This is a genomic window from Paenibacillus pabuli NBRC 13638 (genome assembly GCF_001514495.1).
In the GTDB taxonomy this organism is placed as follows: Bacteria; Bacillota; Bacilli; order Paenibacillales; family Paenibacillaceae; genus Paenibacillus; species Paenibacillus pabuli.
In genome coordinates this window covers 19224-38829 of the sequence record NZ_BCNM01000011.1, presented here as the reverse complement: position 1 = coordinate 38829, position 19606 = coordinate 19224, and the positions used below count along the sequence as shown (strand labels likewise).

Sequence of the window (19606 nt, the reverse complement as noted above, 5' to 3'; positions counted from 1 at the left end):
GCTCTATATGTATTCGGACAGGGCCCCGATTAGCACCGAAAGGCGAATCCTTTCCCTGATGGACAGAATAAGCTAAAATAAAGGTCTGCGGTTATATGTGCAGTAGCAATCCGATTTTGCAATGCAAACGACGACGAATCTGCAACGGGTTCTGTTCTTTTTACATATACCGGTTGCCCGTTTCAGTTATAGATAGAGAGGAAGTTGAAAAAAATGGCATTGGACGGTATCGTAACACGAGCCATCGTACATGAACTGCAAGGCTGCATTGGCGGACGCATTAGCAAAATTCATCAGCCTAACGGCCATGATGTAGTTCTGACCCTTCGGGCTCAGCGCGGGAATAGCAAATTGCTTATCTCTGCCAGCCCAACGTATCCGCGTGTACACTTTACGGAGAAAACGTTTGTTAACCCGACGGAAGCTCCCATGTTCTGCATGCTGCTGCGGAAACACTGTGAAGGAGCAATTATTGAGGAGATTCGTCAAATTGGCATGGAGCGGATCATTCATATCGACGTGCGTCAGCGCGACGAGTTGGGTGATGTTTCAGTCAAACGGATTATCATTGAATTGATGGGGCGTCACAGTAATATTGTGTTGGTCGATCCGATGACGGGAACCATCCTGGATGGTATTCACCATGTGACTCCGTCGATCAGTAGCTACCGGGTTATCATGCCGGGATTTTCGTACACAGAACCGCCAGAACAACATAAAAGCAATCCGCTGGAAATAAACAGCACTGAATTCCAAAATAGCTATACTGCTACTGAAGAAGATGCCTCTCGCTGGTTGGTGAATTCATTCAGCGGTCTTAGCCCGCTGATCGCCGGAGAGATTGCCTCCCGAGTGCCAGCCCCTCGAGGAGCTGATCAAGCTGTAAATGAAGATAAGGCTAGCATCGAAGCCGATGCGCTGTGGATTGCTTTTGCGTCCGTGATGGGGCCCGTAAAAGACCACAACTACACCCCTGTGACCGGGCTGAATGCCAAAGGCAAAATGATTTTCTCGGCGGTTCAGCTTCAAAGCATTCAGGACGCAGAGAAAACCTATGACACGATGAGTAAGTGTATGGAGGATTATTACGGAGACAAGGCCGAGCGGGATACGGTCAAGCAAAGAGTGAGCGATCTGCTGCGTTTTCTGCAAAACGAGCGCAGCAAAAACATTAAAAAATTGGACAACCTGAACAAGGATTTGCTGGAAGCCGACGATGCGGATAAATTCAGATTATGGGGTGAGCTGTTATTCGCTTCCCTGCATCAAGTCAGCAAAGGGGACAAAAGTGTGGAGCTGGTAAACTTCTATGATGAAGATCAAGCCAACATTACCATTCAGCTTGACCCATTGCTTACACCATCTGACAACGCGCAGCGTTATTTCAAAAGATACAATAAATACAAGAACAGCCTGGCTGTCATCCATGAGCAGCTTGGAAAAACGAAAGATGAGATCGAGTATCTCGATAATCTGCTCCAGCAGCTGTCCATCGCATCCATGAACGATATCGAGGAAATTCGCGAGGAGCTTGTGCAACAGGGTTATCTGCGCGACCGCAACAAAAAAGGCAAGAAGAAAAAGAAAAACGACCGCCCAACGGTGCATCAGTTTACTTCTTCGGAAGGTATTGATATTCTTGTAGGCAAAAACAACCTTCAAAATGAGTACGTAACCAATCGTCTGGCTTCGTCCAATGACACCTGGTTGCATACCAAAGACATCCCGGGTTCACATGTCGTCATTCGCAGCACTGACTTTGGCGAAGCAACCCTGGAAGAAGCTGCACAATTGGCGGCATACTTCAGCCAGGCCAAAGAATCCAGCAGTGTGCCTGTGGATTACACCTTTATCCGACATGTACGCAAGCCAAGTGGCTCCAAACCAGGCTTCGTCATTTATGACCACCAGAAGACCCTGTTTGTGACGCCGAACGAAGAATTGGTTAAGAGCTTGCCAGCCACGATCAAAAATGGATAAGGAATGAATAACCTCATTCTTTTAGGCAGCTTAAAATCCCCAAAACAGCCTCTGTTTGGGGGATTTTTTGTTTTTAAGCGTGTCATCACACTACGATCTGAATATGGCTACATTAATGCAAGAGTATGTCGTCAGATTTTAAATCAAATGGATTAAAAAAGACATAGAAAGATATTTCAACTTAAGACTTTCCGGCTGCAGCCCGGAGTTTATCGAGCACATCCATGGTTACGGTTTTGCTGCCCAGATCCCCGTGGAAAACAACTCCTTGCCTTACTCCGTGGTAATCCGATCCGCCTGTTTGAATTAATCCAAATTCCCGTGCCAGTTCCGCATATCTGTGCTCTTCTTCGGGCCCATGATCGGAATGAACCACTTCAATGCCGTCAGGGTTGGAGTCCACAATAATATGACGAACCAATTCATCGTCCCCGTATAAACCAGGATGGGCGATAACAGCAGCACCACCCGCATCTTTAATCCACTGGCATGCATCTTCCGGTGCAACTCGGGGAACCGACACAAAGCCCGGTTGGCCTTCAGCCAGATAACGATTGAACGCATCCCTCATATCCGTTGCATATCCTTTTCGTACCAACACATCGGCCATATGAGGTCTACCGATGCTTTCATCCGGCTCCAGCGGTCGGCCAAGGCCCTCAATGACCTCCTGCCAGCTGATGTCCAGTCCAAGCTCCTGCAGCTTGGCAATGATCCGATGATTGCGTTCTTCCCTCGCTTCCCGAAGCCCGTGCAGCCGCTCCAGAAATTTCTCATCTTCTGTATTCACATAATACCCCAGCACATGAATATCCTTGCCACCAGCCCGGGTACTAATCTCTACTCCGGCCACAACGTCTATACCATACTCGCGGCCAGCCTGCTGTGCCTCGGCTACACCCGCTACTGTATCGTGATCTGTCAGCGCAACTGCAGACAAGCCCCTTTGTTTGGCAAGCTTAACGTTCTCGGCAGGTGGCTGCATTCCATCTGAAGCCTGGCTATGGGTATGAAGGTCACAACGTCCTTGATAATGACTCATAAATAACAGCTCCCTTTAATCAGCTCATTACAGGTCAAACGATTGCAATTGATTGCATTCCACCAATCTCGGATCTATCATGCACTTGTCCAGCAACCGCATTTATTTCCTCTTCTCCATCGACCCTTCTAACGCTGCCTGCTCCTGTTGACGCAAATAATTCAAAAAGGCTACTGCCGACAAGGGAAGCAAGGAAGATTTCAGATGTATGGCATAGAACTGCCGTTTGAACTCAAGTCCACGAATATCCACGATATGCACCAGTCCAAGGGCAAGTTCATGTTGGACAGATGAGGGAGATAACATTGTAATTCCCACTCCCGCTTCCACGGCAGATTTCACAGCCCCCGTACTTCCAAGCTCCATCACCACATTCATGTCCTGGGGATCAATATTTCTCTTCTGCAGCTGGTCTTCCATGACCTGACGGGTACCCGAACCTTTTTCCCGCAGCACAAATGCATAGTTCAGTACCTCTTCGAGCTCCACTTCCCCACGATCTGCCAGAGCATGTCCAGCCGGAACCACCAGCTTCAGTTCATCCTGCATGACCGGCTCTACAATCATGTCCGGGTGGTGAACCGGCGCTTCGATCAAACCAAAGTTAAGCTGATGTTTCAAAATATCATCCATAATTTGCGTTGTGTTCATTACTTTCATAACGATGGAGATATCCGGGTATTGACGGGCAAATGGCCCCAGCATCCGTGGCAATACATATTCACCGATCGTCAAACTTGCCCCGAGCTGCAATCGTCCTTGCAGCATTTGTGTGAACGCAGACATCGCCTCATCGGTCTGTCTAACGAGTTCCACACTTCGTTTTGCATGAGGTAATAATGTTTGTCCAGCCTCGGACAATTCTATTTTTTTGGTCGAACGGAGCAGCAGCTTAGTGCCAAAGTAATCCTCAAGGGATTGAATCTGCATCGTCACCGCAGGTTGTGTCATATGTAGTGCTTGCGCAGCAGCTGAAAAACTCCCCTTCTCCGCAACGGTATAAAAAATATGCAATTGATGAAAATTCATATCTTCGCCCCTCTTCTGTACGCTTTCCCCATTGTAGCCGATTTCTATAATTACAACAAAAAAAGCATGCAGCTTGTCTGCATGCGATGTAGCCTGAATCTATAAATATTTCAGAAAATATGGATAATTCCGAACCTACTTATGCTTGCGACTGTTCTTAACAAGAGTCATTCGTCTTGAATGCCTCAGCCATGAATAATACGATTTCAGATCACGTAATTCAATGGTCTCGGACATTTTCCCCAGAAACGTAACTACAATCATCTTATGAAGCGGATTGCCAGCAATATCATATTCCCCTTCAAGTTCGGAAAATTCAGCAACCACGACCAGATCTTCGTCAATTAGGTAGACATCCTGCTCATTACGGTAGTATGGTGTAATACGGTCCTGCTTCAGACACTCCCATAACCATGCCGCAATATGGTCATCATCATTACGTGTCGGCTCAATACGGTCTGCGTACCGCACTTTAGCATGATGGGTAATGACGATGTCGGCCACTTTCTTGTCTCCAAGAGCCACAAAAAAAGGCTCGTAGGTGCTCCAACGTTGCATCACCTTATCACGCATGGGAATCACTCTCCACCAGATAGGACTTTCTATCTATTTCTTTACCCAATATATTACAACATAAGTCCCGCAACCTCAAGTCGTAAGTTCAGATTTTTCACAAAAGCCGTTTTACGCCTATTTCAATAAAAGAGCGGCCCCGTAGGGCCCCTCTGTGTTCATCATTTCGAATTGAACAGTGGCAACAAGTTCACTGTCCCAACATGACGATTCGTTATATTCCGTAAAAACTCGTTTTGTCCATCGTTTTGCTGGCATACTCTGTTTTAATTTCATTCCGGTAGGAACGTTCGACCTTGCGCACATAGGAAAGCCTGTTTACATTTTTCATTGTATCTTCAGCTCGATCTGCATTAACATACATGACCACATAATGCATACGGCGGGAGATATAATGAACGGTGCCATACTTTTCGAGATTACGAGCCGCTTTCAAATCACTGACCCAAATAATAAATCCTGTCCTTTCCGCAAACATCATCGCTTCCCCGCCCCTTTCTATAATGGAGACCGGAGCCTCAAAAGGGTCCGGTCTATCATGAGTCTATTGAATTATCATTATTCCCTAGCTGCAACCGCATTTGCCGCCGCTTCCACAGCCGCCTTTCGGATTTGGATCATTACTTGGTACCTTAATCGTTGTTGAAACTGCGAAAGCAATCGTCTCTGACATCTGGAACAACATCTCATCCAGCGATTTCTCCGCTTGTTTGAAACGCGCTACCGCCTCAAATCCTTCCAACTCCAGCTCCAACGCCTTAACCTGATCTTTCGCCGCGTGATAGTCCGGGTGAAAATGACCAAAACGCTGGGTTTCTTCAAATAATTCCTTCTTGGCGTTCAGCTTGCGTATACCCGCCTGAATTTCAGGGTTCGTCTCCACTTGCTGCTTCCAATATAAATAATCCGATACTTCGGCAGATTGGTTAATCATGTCGCCCAGTTCATATGCGCCCGTTAACACTTGGGCCATATCGACCGTGTTCATTTCCGCTACGCTCATGAAATTCATCCTATCTATATATAAAGTTCTACGTAAAGTAGACTATTTCATAATAGCATATCCCCGAATAGTTAAGAAGAGTTTTTCCTGCAAATAGAAATCCGGGGAACAGGGAATCGGCAATATAGAGCAGATTCATGTTTTCGGTTGTTCAGGGATGATCAGACGTATCTCGCTCCATTCGGAGGGGGTAAATGTACGCCGTACGGGATGTACACCAATGTCGGATGAATGCCATCCTGTTAGTGTCCAATCTTCATAACCGTGAATCTGATCCGGAATAACATAAACGATATCGTTGTCCAGCTTCAGGCCCAGTTTGGTCTGCCATTCAATCGCTTTTGCTGCAATCTGACGGGCTGTGGACATATGATACCCTCTCCACTGGTTGTGCCATACCTCCGGAATCTCTCCATACCCGGGAAAAAGACCTGATTGCTCCGTAATCGACTTGTCCTGATCATAAAGATGCAGATTAGAGCCTGTTTCAATGAGTCCCTCACGACCACGCACATAAAAGAGTTCCTTTCCCTGCTCAAGTCCTGCAATGGATTCATCAACAGTTTGTACTATTTCCATCCTCTTCCGCTTTTCAGATAACTCTTGTCTAAAATCAAAAATCCATCCATTCATGTTCTTCGCTTCTTCGACCTTGTCCGTTAGACCGGTATTTTGACCAGCGTCTGCTTGCATGGGAGTTACTTCTTTTCCCCATTGCTGTATGGCCAGTTTCACATGCTCAGGCAAACCTGATCCGGCATACCGTCCAAGAAAGCTGACTATAACATCTGTAGTGAAACCGATCTCTGATGCAGCGATGATCCGTTCCTTTGTCACCCGATATATAGACATCCGGTCACGACTTGTAAGCTCTGAAATCATCTCCAGGTTCCAGCGCACCTGCGGAGGAATATCTGGCGGAACAATAATTTCAAAGTCAGGCTGCACAAAAAAGGTTTGGTTTCCTGAATCCATTGTCCCGTCATTACCCGAGTCTAACAAAATGACCGGTTCAATCAACCAGCGATAATGCAATCCTCCTTCGGAAGTCTCACCTACTTCGCCATAGCCAAACGCTGCCATAAGATCAAGCCACCCTCGTACTTTTTCTTTAATATCCATCCCTTCTTTTAACCAATCCCTGTCTGGAGTCCCTGCTGCGATAGCGAACCAAACATTGGAGGCTGGAGCAAGTAACATTAATTGATAGCGAAAGTGCTGAAGTACTGGCTCGGCTGCACCGTATCGGTCCATGCATACGTTATAAATTACCCGATGCATGGAAGGCCACGACAATGACAACCAGTGATTCAGACGATCCATGGATACATATATCCGGTTATGGCTCTTTTCAATTAAACCCAGACTGAGGAGCACATCAACCATAACAGCAACATGAACCGGGTATACATCCATATCAGTGTAGCGAATATCCAATCCAGCAAAATCTTCAAGATCCAGCATCGTGATCCGGCTTAATTGCTTGACTATTTTCTTATGAACAGTCCCTTTGCTAGTGAGAGGAAGTCCCTGGTCCTGGCCTTCTCTAACGATCCAAGCCAATATGTGTAGAAGCTCTGCCGCAATATCGGGTTTTCCCTCTCGGATCACCTGAATTTCATGACAAGACCTGGAGTTATTTATCGCAATCTCATCCGGCGCCACGTCCACCTTTTGTTGCAGGAAGTGTCCAACCCGGTCTGCATAGGCTATCGTCATCAAAGGAAGCAAAGAATGAGGTATGTAATAAAGCCGTTCGCCCCACGTTTTGAGCACGGCTTCAATCCATCCTTTTTGCCGAAGTGTTATAAATGTGGTTATCGCTTCTGCTCTGCTGAGACCTATTGAAGCCCACTCTGCTGTTGACATCATGGCGGAAAAAGGTTGTCCGGCTTGTTTGTGAAAAATCGCACCAAGTACCCTCTGCTCCATACACGAAAGCTCGTTGAACAAACTCATATCCAGAAGGTCCTGTGTATGATTCATGGGCTGACCAATCCTTTCTCTTTTATTTTAGACACGGAAATGAACACGGATAACTCATTGTAACTCATGAACAATCTCGTATTCATATCCTTGTTCAACCAGGAACATCTGACGACGTAATGCAAACTCCTGTTCCTTGCTGTCTTCCGATACAAGCGCATAGAAATAAGCTTTATTTTCACCAGACTTCGGTCTTAGAATTCGACCCAGTCGTTGCGCCTCTTCCTGTCTTGAGCCGAAGCTTCCAGATATTTCGAGTGCAACAGCCGCATCAGGCAAATCTACAGCAAAATTGGCGACCTTGGATACGACAATTGTTTTGATCTCACCCCGTCGAAAGGCCGCAAACCATTTAACTCGCTCCTGCTGAGACATCGTACCAGATATAAGTGGAGCATCAATTTCCCGGGCAATGGTTTCAAGCTGATTCAAATATTGTCCAATGACAAGAGATGGCAACCCCTGATGACGTTCCAGAATCTTTCGGATTACAGCTAATTTGGCAGGGTTTTCGGCCGCAATACGAAATTGATGTTTTACCTCTGCTTCCAAATAACTAGATCTCCATTCAGTTGAAAAAGGAACACGTATCTCCTGGCATTGTACATCAGCAATCCAGCCTTGCTGCTCCAACTCTTTCCATGGCATGTCATATAGCTTCGGACCAATAAGTGAAAATACATCTTGCTCACAACCATCTTCACGCACCAATGTTGCAGTCAATCCCAGCCTTCGTGTAGCCTGAATATCTGCCGTAGCTCGAAATACAGGTGCTGGCAGCAAGTGTACCTCATCATAAATAATGAGCCCCCACTGACGTTCACTGAGCAATTTGATATGGGTAAAATCAGCATCCTTGGACTTTCTGTGCGTAAGAATCTGGTATGTAGCCACAGTCACAGGTCTCACTTGTTTTTTTTGACCGGAATACTCTCCAATCTGTTCACTGGTTATGGTTGTTTTATTCTGTAATTCCTCCATCCATTGCCGCACGGACGTGGTGTTCGAGGTCAAAATAAGGCATTCACATTGCAGACGTTCCAATACGGCCAATCCAATAACCGTCTTGCCTGCTCCGCAGGGCAGCACAAGCAGACCACTTCCTCCCATACCCTCGCTGCCTTCAAAAGCATTCACAGCGTCTCGCTGGTAAGGACGCAGCTCGAATTTTCCTGAATCCGCGCTTGTATCCTCTCGCCAACCAAATGGAAGATTTGTTCCATTTCTGTATCCTGCATAATCCAGCACCGGATAACCCAACCGGGTCAATTCGCGCTTCAGCAATCCGCGCTGCTCCCCTCCCAACACAAGTTCATGGGGATCGATACGTTCCATCCGGAAAGCCGAGATCGTCTTCATGCCACTTAACTCATCCAGCAATCGCTCATCATCACTGACAAGACGCATTTTGCCCAACCCAGCCTCAGGCTGCAATTTTAACTTTCCATACTGATCTACAATTCTTCGGATATCCTGGATCAGGGCGGCAGGAACATTCCAACGGGACACTGATTCCAGACTCGCAATCACTTGATCAGCACTCCATCCGAGGGCAGCGGCATTCCATAATGACAAGGCCGTGATTCGGTAGGTATGAAAAGCTGCTGGTGTCTTTACCAGTTCAGCATACATCCCCAGTTGAGCTCTAGCCTCATCAAATCCGGGATGGCCCACTTCAAGCAATACTGTAAAATCCCGCTGAACAATACAGGCATCCGTTTTCTCCATTCCGCTTCCTCCCTAATTGAAAAAAATATCTATTCCTCCGAATAAGAGGCATCACAAAAAGTCCAATTCCGGTCCGGTGTCTTCCCGAAAATGAACCTTACACTGCGGCAGCTCCGCCTTAACTTAACTCTAGAAAGACCATATCAAAAAAAAAGCACCCTGCTCATACCTTGGTATGAATAGGATGCCCATCTGCATTCAAATCATTCGGCTGTATACCCCTTAGCCATGGCAATAAATAGTTTTACAGCGTTTTGCATGGCATCTTCATCAAAGTCAAACTTCGGATGATGATGCGGATAAATCGCATTCTTCTCCGGATTCCCTGCTCCGACAAACATAAAACAGCCAGGAATCTGCTGCAGATAATAAGCAAAATCTTCAGCGGGCATCATCATGGGTGACTTCTGTACAGAGTCTGCCCCGAATACGTCCGCTGCTTCCCTGAAGAAACGCGCTGTTTCCTGCTCATCATTGACGACTGGAGGATACCCCATAATATAGTTCAACTGAGTCTCTGCACCGTAGATTGCTCCTGTCTGAGCAACGATCGAATGCACACGTTCTTTCATGACACTGCGCGTCTCTTCGTCGAAGGTTCTCACCGTCCCCGTCAATTTGCATAGTTCAGCGATGACATTCTGCGCAGAACCCGCCTGCATTGTGCCAATGGTCAATACCGCTGGACGCAAGGGATCCACTGAGCGACTGACCACCGTCTGCAACTGCATCACCAGTGCAGAACCGGCCACCAGACTGTCCACTGTGGACTGTGGCATGCCGCCATGTCCGCCTTTTCCTTTGATCTCAATATAGAAGTCATCTGCCGCTGCCATCATCGGTCCTGGTGTACTCGCAGCCACGCCTACAGGAAGCGGGGTCCACAGATGAATGCCATAGATGACGTCCACCCCTTCCAGTCCACCGTCTGCAATAACCTTGAGCGCTCCACCCGGAAGCAATTCTTCAGCAGGTTGGAACAAAAAGCGTATCTCACCCTTGATCTCATGTTTATGGCGACTAAAATACAGTGCCGTTCCCAGCAAAATGGATACATGTCCATCATGGCCGCAGGCGTGCATAGCTCCTGCTTGTTGTGATGCATATTCAACGTCCTTTTCATCCTGGATCGGAAGTGCATCCATATCTGCTCGAAGCATCACGACAGGCCCTGGCTCGTCCCCCCGAAGGGTTCCAATAACTCCATGTCCGCCCACGTGACGCTTCACTTCAACGCCAAAGCTCTCCAGCATACCCGCTACAAAAGAGGATGTCTTCTCCTCATGAAAGGAAACCTCAGGATTCCGATGAAGATGACGACGCCATTCTACCATGTGGATTTGCAAGTCATTCCACCATATATTATTTGTCATGTCTCCCCATCCTTTCGCTCTCTGAACGGGACTTTCATCAAGCCCGAACCTTCCTCTTGAAACCTATTGCTGTATATTGTAGCAGAATTGGAAGAAAACCGATACGAATGACCCCTGCAAAGCTTGCACGGGAAGGGGAAACATACTATCATAAACTAGAGAAAAGAACGAGATTTATACTCTCGGAAGCTTATGAGGAGGATCAGACGCTTATGATTTTTGAGAATACAGGCTTGGATGGCTTGAAGAGCGACTTGGCATACCTGGATGAGAGCGCCGAGAAAGTCGGATTTGTCCGGTGGCAATGGGAATATTACCGTGCTACATATGACTACAAAATTGAAGACGAACAAACCAAATCGGAATACTTTGTACGTATTAATACCCGTGCGATCGATGGCAAACTCGAAAAACCGGATACGGTTCTCGCGGTTGAAGCTGTTTATCTAGGAAAAGCAACCTTCCCGCATGGTCTCGATTATGACTCTACCGTACCACAGCCAGTCGTGAAGCTGGCGGCCCAAAAATTACAGCAGCTTAAAGAACTGCTGGAAGCATAGGCTGGGCCGAATCATGAAACAACAAACGGCCCAAACGAAAACGAAGAGAGGCACGCCGGATTTCCAACTGCTAATCCTCACTTTATTGTTGGTGGGCTTCGGACTGGTGATGGTGTTCAGCTCCAGTTCCAGCATTGCAATTGCAAACAAAAATTTTAACAATGATGCCCTGTTCTTCACGAAAAAACAACTTATGTGGGCGGTTATCGGTTTAGTGGGCATGTTTTTTGCCATGAATATCCGATTTAACAAATACAAAAAACTTTATGCACCCTTTTTCCTCTTCACCACGGTGATGCTACTGGTTGTTTTGGTTTCAGGCGCGATGTTGAACGGTGCACGAAGCTGGATTCGCATCTTTGGATTCAGTGTCCAGCCTGCCGAGTTTGCCAAAATTGCTATTATTCTGTACCTTGCTGCATTGATCACCAAAAAAGGGGAACGCTTCAGGGATCTCAAGACCGGATATATTCCTGTGCTGGTCATTGTCGGGTTCATCGCCGGACTGATTATGCTGCAACCCGACTTTGGTACATGCTTCATACTCGTGGCTACATGCGGCCTTGTCATTTATGCAGGCGGCGCCAGCATGAAACATATTATGGGTTCCATTCTGCTGGTTGTGCTGGGAGGAGCATTGGCGCTGGGAGCAAACGCCCTGTTCTCCTCCGTATCTACTCCAGATACGACAACTGGCCCAGCTACAGAAGCAACACAGAACTACAAAATCGATCGGATTCATGCGTTCCTTGATCCATTATCCGAGAAAACAGGAGGAAGCCTTAACCTTTATCGCTCCCTGGTTGCGATTGGGGATGGGGGCATCACCGGTTCTGGTATCGGGCAAGGTACGATGAAGCTGCATTATTTGCCGAATGCCTATAATGACTTCATTTTCTCCGTGATTGGGGAAGAGCTTGGTTTTCTTGGAAGTGTCCTGTTTCTGCTGGTCTACCTGTACTTCATCTGGCGAGGAATTATCGTATCCCTCCGCTGTCCCGATCCATTCGGGACGCTGGTCGGTATAGGGATTATGGGATTGATTGCAATCCAGGCATTTATCAACATCGGGGGCGTAACGCAAACCATTCCGGTGACAGGGGTTACTCTCCCGTTTATCAGTTATGGCGGTACCTCACTCTTTGTGATGATGGTGGCGATGGGCATCCTGCTTAGCATCTCACGCACTAATAATCTGGACGTCATCAAGGAAGAGAAAACGAAGTCAGTGACAGTTCAGACATCACGTACCTCTCCAGCGCTTCGTTCACGGGATTCGATCCGCCGAATTCGGTAAATGGGAGCAACGTGAAACGAATGGTTTATGAACCAAGTCCAAATGAAAGCAAGCAAAAAGACTTCGCATCCTATTCGGGTGCGAAGTCTTTTTGGTGTTGTTTATCTCGATGAAGAATCGGCAGATGTACCGTTGTTCTTCATTACGGATTGTTAAAGTTTACAGGTCGTCGCCTCTGAAAGATACGCCTTCTACCTTTACATTAACTTCAACAACACGTAATCCGGTCATGGTCTCTACCGCTTCTCGTACATTCTGCTGGAGCATGCGGGAAACTTCATGAATCGGTGTCTCGTACAGGACGATGATGCGCAGATCAATGGCTGCTTCCAGCTGGCCGACCTCGACGCCTACGCCTTTCTGTACGTTTTTACCGCTCAGGCGCTTGGCCCAGCCCTCTGACAATCCTCCAGACATTGCGGCAATTCCGGGCGTCTCCATCGCAGCCATTCCGGCAATTTTCGCCACTACGTCATCGGCAATCCGGATGTTTCCGCCCTCCAGTTGAAGTTGTTCTGCCATGCCACATCCTCCTTCACTTCGTTACTCGTATTTTAAATCCTTTCCACCCCAAAAAGCAAATTAAACTCAAAAAGATGCGTTTACAACCTACTACGATTTGGTTATATTGAAATATGAAAATAATCTCATACGAATTTTTATGATGATGTTCAAACAAAATAATCAGTTAACCGAGGTGTTTGTTGTGAGAAACCGGATTTCATCCATTCTGCTGATTGTCACTTTTGCACTCAGCGCCGTCGCCCACTACATGAAATGGGATTCGATTCTACAGTTCGTGATATCAGCCATTTCGGTTATTTTCGTAGCCGGTTTTTTAGGCAAGGCTACCGAAAATGTGGCCCATTATGCCGGTCAGCGGCTGGGCGGATTTCTGAATGCGACCTTCGGCAATGCTGCCGAGTTGATTATCGCCATTTTTCTGGTTAAAGAAGGACTATTCGACATGGTGAAAGCCAGTTTGACTGGTTCTATTATCGGTAACCTGCTGCTGGTGCTCGGTTTAAGTATTTTTGCCGGAGGGCTCAAATTCAAAATTCAGAATTACAATGTATCGCTTGCAGGTCTGAACGGCTCCCTGATGATTGTTGCCATCATTGCTCTGTTTATTCCAGCCGTCTTCCTGAACACCCATTCCATTACACAGAAGGATACGAATACACTCAGTCTCATTGTCGCAGGATTGCTGATCCTCGCCTACATAGCCTGGTTGCTTTTCTCCATGGTGACTCACAAGAACTATCTCGCCGATGTCACAGAGGATGGGGATGAAGAATTACCACATGAACATGCACCAGAATGGTCGAAGAAAAAATCAATTCTCTATCTCGTTCTGGCAACAGTCATGGTTGCTTTCGTCAGTGAATGGCTTGTAGGTACGCTTGAAGTGTTCACTGAACAGTTTGGCCTGAGTGAGCTGTTTGTCGGGGCATTCCTCGTTGCGATTATCGGTAACGCCGCCGAGCATAGTGCAGCCATCATGCTTGCCATGAAAAACAAGATCGGTGCCGCCGTGGAAATCGCAGTCGGAAGCAGTTTGCAAATCGCACTCTTCGTTGCACCTGTTCTGATTTTTGTCAGTTATTTCATGGGTAACACGATGAATATTGTCTTTACAACGATTGAGCTGGTTGCCATCGGTGTATCGGTGTTCATAGCCAAGTCCATCACTCAGGACGGTTCCACGAACTGGTACGAAGGTTTGCTCCTGCTCGTCGTGTATATCATTCTGGGCGTATCGTTCTTCTTGGTGTAACCCGCTCAGCCTTTTCCCGTCTTAGACCATTTAGCGTAAGAGGCAGCCCGAAAATACATTTTCGGGCTGCCTCTTTATTTATCTCTTCGCCCCCAGCACATCCGACATCCATTTCGCTTCAAACGTACAAAAAAAGCATGCAAACACCTGCATGCCTTCTATTCTGACCCACGCTATTGCAGGCTATTGCTCATTCTTCTTATTCAAAGCTTCATATAGAATTGCCAGATTCCGCTCAAGCGCGCTAACCAGCTGCTTACCTGCACCTTCTGGAAGAAGCCCTGCACGAACAGCAAAATCAACTTCCTTGGAGAACCCATACATCTGTGTATCCAATACTTCCTCATAGAGAGGGCAGTAGCGGGTAGCCAGATTCTCCATCTGTACTTCTATAAGCTTCTGTATTTTATCTGCATCTTCTTGAAGAAGACTGATCGCTTTCAAGTGCAACTGGTCCTGCAGATCAGATGAAGTCATGCATTTTTCCCCCCTATGTCCCAAAAATCGCGTAAAGACGTTCTACGTCTAATATTAGACGAAATCAGGAGCTAATACAAGAACCTGACCAAAATAACCATATAACCTGAAGACCTTTATTGCTGTCTAATCTCCTGATTTTACGGAGGTCTTGCTGTACACATGTTTACCCTATTCAAAAAAAGCATCTCTGCCATCATTGGCAGAGATGCTTCCTGGAGTCATTACTCGGATGCGATACTTACATTCAGTCCATGCTTGGCAAACACTTCTGACATGGCTGCTTTAGCTTCTGCTGCATCCGGGCCATGAACATGCAGTTCATAACTGTGCGTACTGATTAACGTTGTAAACAGCCCGAGAATACTTTTGACATCGATATACTTGTTCTCCGAATGAAGCACGATTGAAGAAGTAAACTTGCCCGCTGTTTGGGCAATTTCCACTACCGCCGCATTATTACTCGACATAGGAATCCCTCCGTCTTTTCACTTTTGGTATCATCTATTAATTACCACTACATGATACCGTGAATCCGCTTTCCTAGCAACAGCAAAATGCTGTTCCTACTTCAGACGGTCTGGATTAAGGCATTCCAGCTCAGGAATAACGAAAATACCGTCTTTACGGATCAATACATCATCAAAATAAATTTCGCCACCACCGTAGTCTGGGCGCTGAATCAATACCAGATCCCAGTGAATGGAGGAGCGGTTTCCATTATCTGTTTCTTCATATGCCTGCCCTGGTGTAAAGTGCAAGCTGCCTGCGATTTTTTCATCAAACAGAATGTCCTTCATCGGGTGCAAAATATGTGGATTGAATCCAATGGCGAACTCACCGATATGACGAGCGCCATCATCTGAGTTCAGAATTTCATTAAGACGTTCCGTGTCGTTGCTCGTGGCTTCAACAATTTTACCGTCTTTGAACGTGAACTTGATATTCTCAAAAGTAATTCCGTTATACAACGTTGGCGTATTATAACTAATTGTTCCGTTCACGGAATCACGCACAGGGGCACTGTACACTTCGCCATCCGGAATATTTTTTTGGCCAGAACATTTCTCTGCACCGATATCTTTAATAGAGAAGCTTAGATCTGTTCCAGGTCCTGTAATCCGGACTTTGTCCGTACGCTTCATGAGGTTAGCCAGGGAATCCTGTGCTTTGTCCATTTTGGCATAATCCAGGTTGCACACGTCGAAGTAGAAATCTTCAAAAGCTTCTGTGCTCGTATTCGCCAGCTGCGCCATGCTTGCATTCGGGTAACGAAGCACAACCCATTTCGTATGTTTAACCCGCTGCTCACTATGTACCGGATGAGAATAAAGTGAATTGTACATTTTCATTTTTTCTTCTGGCACATCAGACAGATCGTTCACATTCTCTCCTGCACGAATACCGATGTAACAATCCATTTGCTTCATTCGGTTCAGATCGATCTCTGCCCAGGTTTTCATCATGTCTTCTGTCGCACTTTTCAGCATTGCACGCTGTACCGTCTTGTCGGTCAGTTGTACAAAGACGTTACCACCTTTTTTTCCTACTTCTTCAATGATCGCATTCATCAGATCACGTTCCGTGCCGATCATTTCAACCAGCACATTTTCACCGGGCTGTACATCTACAGAGTAGCCCACCAGATTGGCTGCGAGCTTCTGAATTCTTGGGTCCTTCATCTTGTAAACTCCTCCTGTCATCTGCCATCTTTGAATTGAACAACGGTAAATTACGATACTATTGTAGCATGCTACAACGATCCCGTCAGCAGGCAGTCACTCAAACTCATTTACTCATAAGACCTGAAGTTTACATCCGTGACCAGTGCTTCCTTGTTGCTTTTGTTGTTCATGTCTTTATAGTCTACCTGGCTTTCCGAGGAAAGTCGCAAAGGCAAGCTGGTTTTACGGTCCACCGTAAGATGATATACCGTCTGTACGTCGGCCTGCTTCATCATCTGTTCCATCGACGCTTCACCTTGCTCCCACACTTTATTCAAATCCTTCTCCAGCTTCTCCTGACTCGCTCCCTTAACCTTGCTGGCCTTGTGCATGTACTCTGCACGTATCGCATTCATCTCGTCCTGAAGCTGAGCGAGTGCCCAGGTTTTGGCGTCTTTGGGCGCAAGTTCAATCCGCAATATTTTGGTTCGGCGACCTGAACCGTACTCGGACTTAATTGTTTTGTTCAACCGATCGATACTTTCCATTTGAGCGATTGGATTGAAACGGGAAAGCGAACCGCGCAGAGGCTCATGCTCGGCTGTTAAAGCCATCCATTGTCCTTGTTTGCGTTCAAACGAAGCGCTAAATCCGCTCGGTTGACCGTTATTGTTCACAGCCGCGGCATTCACTCCGTTTGATCCTGTTCCGACAGCCGTAACAGCTCCAGGCAGCCTCGTTTGCAAAGTCAGTCGATCATGATTCTCAAGCTTGCCTTCAAATTTGAATTGATTCTCAAATAGTCCGCTGCTCTCACGTCGCAGTCCCGCCTCTCCATCAAAACTCAACGTTTCTTTACCGGCAATTCCCGATAGTGCTCGTGAGAATAATTCCTCCGGACTTTGATTTTGCTGAAGCAGACCGCAACCAGGAGCACATACCACCACAATACTTAGAATCAACAATAGCCCACGAACATACCGACGGTTCAACATGTTCTACTTCACCCTTTCGTCAACTTTCTCCATAGCCTGCCCCTCCCTTATTTGCTTATACTTCCTTCCTTTGGCATTACTGCTTGCAAAAATAAAGAGAGGACAACTCCTCAAACGGAATAGTCCTCTCTTAACGTGTAACTTCCTGTTCTTCCACGACAATCCGGTTCCGACCGCCATGCTTCGCACTATACAGAGCCATATCAGCGCGGTAGAATAACGATTCCACACTGACTTTCTCATCCATCCAGTTCCATTCGGCAATACCACTGGATACGGTCACGGGAGGCCTCGTCTCTTCGGCCACCCTTCTGCGAATGATTTCGGCATATTCAAGTGCCTGACGAGAACCGATCTGCGGCATATAGATGGCCAGCTCTTCCCCGCCCCATCTGGCAGAGATATCATCAGACCGAACAGAGCTTGTTACAATATCACTCACCTGTTTCAATACCTGATCACCCGTTTGGTGCCCAAACGTATCATTCACCTGCTTAAACTGGTCAATATCTACGACAACCAGTGAACCACAGAATTCATTCGTCTGCCGTTCATGGATCACACTATCCAGGTAATGCCTCACATACAGCCCAGTCAGCATATCCAAGTTCGCCAAACGCCGCACCTCGGCATGAAGCGTCGCATTGGAGAGTGCAAGTCCGATATGAATGGACAGCATCTGGAGCAGGCGGTAATTATCATACGAAAAATATTGCTTTTTCGTATGTCCCAGCAAGATTGCCCCCTTCACCTCACCATTCACCCGAAGAGGCGACGCCATCAATGACATGGAGCCAGTAAGATCCATGAATATCGAAGACACCTTATCGTATTTTGCATAATCAGATAGGATCAGCGGTTCTTCTTTCTCATAGAGCAAACCTACAATACCGTAGTCCACCGGGAATGATTTGCGGCATATTTCATGTACATTGGATGACATTACTTCGAAATGATTCGTACTGTCGTTCAGTTGAAGGATACAACATGTTTCAGCTTGAAAAATGTCCTTCAACTCCTGCTCGGAGAATTGATAAATCTCCATCAGCTGCAGGCTTTTATTCAAACGTTGCGTCAGATCATTGATTAGACGAAGTTCTTGAATTAACATATTCGATTGTTCATGCAACTTGGCGTTTTCAAAGGCTGTCCCTGCTGTATCTGCCATCATCGTGATGAGTTTCAGATCGGAATCTTCCAGTAACTCCTGATTCATTTCAATATGAAATACACCATAGATGCCTTGTTTGCCTTTTAGAGGAAGACCTACCTCCAGAATGCGCTGCTCTCTTTCTTCTGAGCGAACAATGATAAGCTTGCCCTCCATAAACGAACGGACACAAATATCTTCTCCCCGTTCATGAACAAGCAAAGGTTTGATCCTAGGATTGAAGCTGCTCTGATCCTGAGACATATACAATTTCATGCAAGTGGTTGGATATAAATAATCAATGCTGTCAAACACTTCGTCCAGAATTGCATCTACATCCATTTTGTCATGCATCCGTTGAACGATCTGGAATAGAATCGATCTTCGGTGTTCTTCTCGTGCAGTTTGCTCATGAGCACGTAACAGATCCGTCATAAATATGTATTCAAATCTTCGGTAAAAGCAGGTACGAAAATGCATTGCCTCCGATCGAACAACGGCTTCAGACGTTTCATATCGATTTTGCTCGTAGGTTATTGCGGTAAATACAGCGAACATATCCTGATTAGTCCGGGAGAAAAGCGGCTCTGCAAGGAGAAGATACTCTCCATGTTCCGTGGAACCCCGCAATGATTGTGCCTGTCCTGATTCAATGCATTGCAATACCACGGAATATACATCCAGCCCCGGGGCCTGCTCATTACCGTGCCCCATGCAAATGCCTTCCGTATTCCATACGTTATAAATCATTGGAGATCTGCCCGTGTTTGGCTGACGTTGGGTTTGCCAATCGGTATATGCTTGCTGTAACAAACTTCCCAAATATGAAAAATCAAAAGGTGTGATATCCATTTTTTGCATCCAGAATACATGCTCTTCGTGAGGAGCGACAGAAGATGCGGAATCGCCCGAACTTCGCGAAATCAAGCTGGCTGGTATACTTCTTAGATGTTCTAACATGTCAGGCGCTCC

At 46.5% G+C, this 19606-nt stretch carries 18 protein-coding genes; 4 read left to right on the top strand and 14 right to left on the bottom strand.

Going from position 1 to position 19606, the window contains the following annotated elements:
• The first annotated feature begins 213 nt into the window (after positions 1-213).
• The gene (locus PPA03S_RS15680) at positions 214-1980 is read left to right on the top strand and encodes an Rqc2 family fibronectin-binding protein (RefSeq protein WP_062324252.1); all 1767 of its coding nucleotides are present in this window, start codon (positions 214-216) and stop codon (positions 1978-1980) included.
• A 181-nt stretch (positions 1981-2161) separates the two neighbouring features.
• Here PPA03S_RS15680 and PPA03S_RS15675 read toward each other — a convergent pair whose 3' ends face one another.
• From PPA03S_RS15675 to PPA03S_RS15640, 8 genes are all read right to left on the bottom strand, one after another.
• Positions 2162-3022, bottom strand: a complete 861-nt coding sequence (locus tag PPA03S_RS15675; protein WP_062324251.1) for a PHP domain-containing protein — start codon at positions 3020-3022, stop codon at positions 2162-2164.
• A gap of 102 nt (positions 3023-3124) precedes the next feature.
• Positions 3125-4051, bottom strand: coding sequence for a selenium metabolism-associated LysR family transcriptional regulator (locus PPA03S_RS15670; RefSeq protein ID WP_062324250.1), 927 nt, complete (start codon positions 4049-4051; stop codon positions 3125-3127).
• 135 nt (positions 4052-4186) lie between these two features.
• Positions 4187-4624, bottom strand: a complete 438-nt coding sequence (locus PPA03S_RS15665; protein ID WP_062324249.1) for a hypothetical protein — start codon at positions 4622-4624, stop codon at positions 4187-4189.
• 214 nt (positions 4625-4838) lie between these two features.
• A complete protein-coding gene (locus tag PPA03S_RS15660; RefSeq protein WP_062324422.1) occupies positions 4839-5102 on the bottom strand; it encodes a YlbG family protein in 264 nt (87 codons plus the stop codon).
• Between the two features lie 87 nt (positions 5103-5189).
• Positions 5190-5627, bottom strand: coding sequence for a YlbF/YmcA family competence regulator (locus PPA03S_RS15655; RefSeq protein ID WP_062324248.1), 438 nt, complete (start codon positions 5625-5627; stop codon positions 5190-5192).
• Between the two features lie 135 nt (positions 5628-5762).
• Positions 5763-7613 carry a helicase-associated domain-containing protein gene (locus PPA03S_RS15650; protein ID WP_062324247.1) on the bottom strand — a complete coding sequence of 617 codons (1851 nt, stop codon included), beginning with the start codon at positions 7611-7613 and terminating at the stop codon, positions 5763-5765.
• A 54-nt stretch (positions 7614-7667) separates the two neighbouring features.
• Positions 7668-9341 (bottom strand): DNA repair helicase XPB, encoded by a 1674-nt coding sequence (locus PPA03S_RS15645; protein WP_062324246.1) that lies wholly within the window; start codon positions 9339-9341, stop codon positions 7668-7670.
• 203 nt (positions 9342-9544) lie between these two features.
• The gene (locus PPA03S_RS15640) at positions 9545-10714 is read right to left on the bottom strand and encodes a M20 family metallopeptidase (RefSeq protein WP_062324245.1); all 1170 of its coding nucleotides are present in this window, start codon (positions 10712-10714) and stop codon (positions 9545-9547) included.
• A 212-nt stretch (positions 10715-10926) separates the two neighbouring features.
• Between PPA03S_RS15640 and PPA03S_RS15635 the strand changes: the two genes are divergently transcribed.
• Both PPA03S_RS15635 and ftsW read left to right on the top strand, forming a co-directional pair.
• On the top strand, positions 10927-11274 hold the full coding sequence (locus PPA03S_RS15635) for a YugN family protein (RefSeq protein WP_053784292.1): 348 nt from the start codon (positions 10927-10929) through the stop codon (positions 11272-11274).
• 13 nt (positions 11275-11287) lie between these two features.
• Positions 11288-12571 carry a putative lipid II flippase FtsW gene (ftsW, locus tag PPA03S_RS15630; protein ID WP_062324244.1) on the top strand — a complete coding sequence of 428 codons (1284 nt, stop codon included), beginning with the start codon at positions 11288-11290 and terminating at the stop codon, positions 12569-12571.
• A 159-nt stretch (positions 12572-12730) separates the two neighbouring features.
• On the opposite strand, the gene PPA03S_RS15625 is transcribed toward ftsW, so the two are convergent.
• On the bottom strand, positions 12731-13093 hold the full coding sequence (locus PPA03S_RS15625; protein WP_024631137.1) for an Asp23/Gls24 family envelope stress response protein: 363 nt from the start codon (positions 13091-13093) through the stop codon (positions 12731-12733).
• A gap of 145 nt (positions 13094-13238) precedes the next feature.
• On the opposite strand from PPA03S_RS15625, the gene cax reads away from it, so the two are divergent.
• The gene (gene cax / locus PPA03S_RS15620; protein ID WP_411835284.1) at positions 13239-14348 is read left to right on the top strand and encodes a calcium/proton exchanger; all 1110 of its coding nucleotides are present in this window, start codon (positions 13239-13241) and stop codon (positions 14346-14348) included.
• A gap of 183 nt (positions 14349-14531) precedes the next feature.
• Here cax and PPA03S_RS15615 read toward each other — a convergent pair whose 3' ends face one another.
• From PPA03S_RS15615 to PPA03S_RS15595, 5 genes are all read right to left on the bottom strand, one after another.
• A complete protein-coding gene (locus PPA03S_RS15615; RefSeq protein ID WP_024631139.1) occupies positions 14532-14825 on the bottom strand; it encodes an Fpa/YlaN family protein in 294 nt (97 codons plus the stop codon).
• A gap of 224 nt (positions 14826-15049) precedes the next feature.
• Complete coding sequence (locus PPA03S_RS15610) at positions 15050-15295, bottom strand: HPr family phosphocarrier protein (protein ID WP_062324243.1); 246 nt, start codon at positions 15293-15295, stop codon at positions 15050-15052.
• Positions 15296-15391: 96 nt separating this feature from the next.
• Positions 15392-16507, bottom strand: coding sequence for an aminopeptidase (locus tag PPA03S_RS15605; protein WP_062324242.1), 1116 nt, complete (start codon positions 16505-16507; stop codon positions 15392-15394).
• 110 nt (positions 16508-16617) lie between these two features.
• Complete coding sequence (locus tag PPA03S_RS15600) at positions 16618-17484, bottom strand: hypothetical protein (RefSeq protein ID WP_062324241.1); 867 nt, start codon at positions 17482-17484, stop codon at positions 16618-16620.
• Between the two features lie 130 nt (positions 17485-17614).
• Positions 17615-19594: a sensor domain-containing diguanylate cyclase gene (locus tag PPA03S_RS15595; protein ID WP_062324240.1), complete on the bottom strand. Its 1980-nt coding sequence runs from the start codon at positions 19592-19594 to the stop codon at positions 17615-17617.
• Between the last annotated feature and the right edge of the window lie 12 nt (positions 19595-19606).

Coding starts and splice junctions, on each gene's coding strand:
- PPA03S_RS15640 (WP_062324245.1), bottom strand. CDS start 10,714: ATGACAAATAATATATGGTGGAATGACTTGCAAATCCACATGGTAGAA.
- PPA03S_RS15655 (WP_062324248.1), bottom strand. CDS start 5,627: ATGAGCGTAGCGGAAATGAACACGGTCGATATGGCCCAAGTGTTAACG.
- PPA03S_RS15675 (WP_062324251.1), bottom strand. CDS start 3,022: ATGAGTCATTATCAAGGACGTTGTGACCTTCATACCCATAGCCAGGCT.
- PPA03S_RS15660 (WP_062324422.1), bottom strand. CDS start 5,102: ATGTTTGCGGAAAGGACAGGATTTATTATTTGGGTCAGTGATTTGAAA.
- PPA03S_RS15635 (WP_053784292.1), top strand. CDS start 10,927: ATGATTTTTGAGAATACAGGCTTGGATGGCTTGAAGAGCGACTTGGCA.
- PPA03S_RS15595 (WP_062324240.1), bottom strand. CDS start 19,594: ATGTTAGAACATCTAAGAAGTATACCAGCCAGCTTGATTTCGCGAAGT.
- PPA03S_RS15665 (WP_062324249.1), bottom strand. CDS start 4,624: ATGCGTGATAAGGTGATGCAACGTTGGAGCACCTACGAGCCTTTTTTT.
- PPA03S_RS15670 (WP_062324250.1), bottom strand. CDS start 4,051: ATGAATTTTCATCAATTGCATATTTTTTATACCGTTGCGGAGAAGGGG.
- ftsW (WP_062324244.1), top strand. CDS start 11,288: ATGAAACAACAAACGGCCCAAACGAAAACGAAGAGAGGCACGCCGGAT.
- PPA03S_RS15625 (WP_024631137.1), bottom strand. CDS start 13,093: ATGGCAGAACAACTTCAACTGGAGGGCGGAAACATCCGGATTGCCGAT.
- PPA03S_RS15645 (WP_062324246.1), bottom strand. CDS start 9,341: ATGGAGAAAACGGATGCCTGTATTGTTCAGCGGGATTTTACAGTATTG.
- cax (WP_411835284.1), top strand. CDS start 13,239: ATGTTCAAACAAAATAATCAGTTAACCGAGGTGTTTGTTGTGAGAAAC.
- PPA03S_RS15615 (WP_024631139.1), bottom strand. CDS start 14,825: ATGACTTCATCTGATCTGCAGGACCAGTTGCACTTGAAAGCGATCAGT.
- PPA03S_RS15610 (WP_062324243.1), bottom strand. CDS start 15,295: ATGTCGAGTAATAATGCGGCGGTAGTGGAAATTGCCCAAACAGCGGGC.
- PPA03S_RS15600 (WP_062324241.1), bottom strand. CDS start 17,484: ATGTTGAACCGTCGGTATGTTCGTGGGCTATTGTTGATTCTAAGTATT.
- PPA03S_RS15650 (WP_062324247.1), bottom strand. CDS start 7,613: ATGAATCATACACAGGACCTTCTGGATATGAGTTTGTTCAACGAGCTT.
- PPA03S_RS15680 (WP_062324252.1), top strand. CDS start 214: ATGGCATTGGACGGTATCGTAACACGAGCCATCGTACATGAACTGCAA.
- PPA03S_RS15605 (WP_062324242.1), bottom strand. CDS start 16,507: ATGAAGGACCCAAGAATTCAGAAGCTCGCAGCCAATCTGGTGGGCTAC.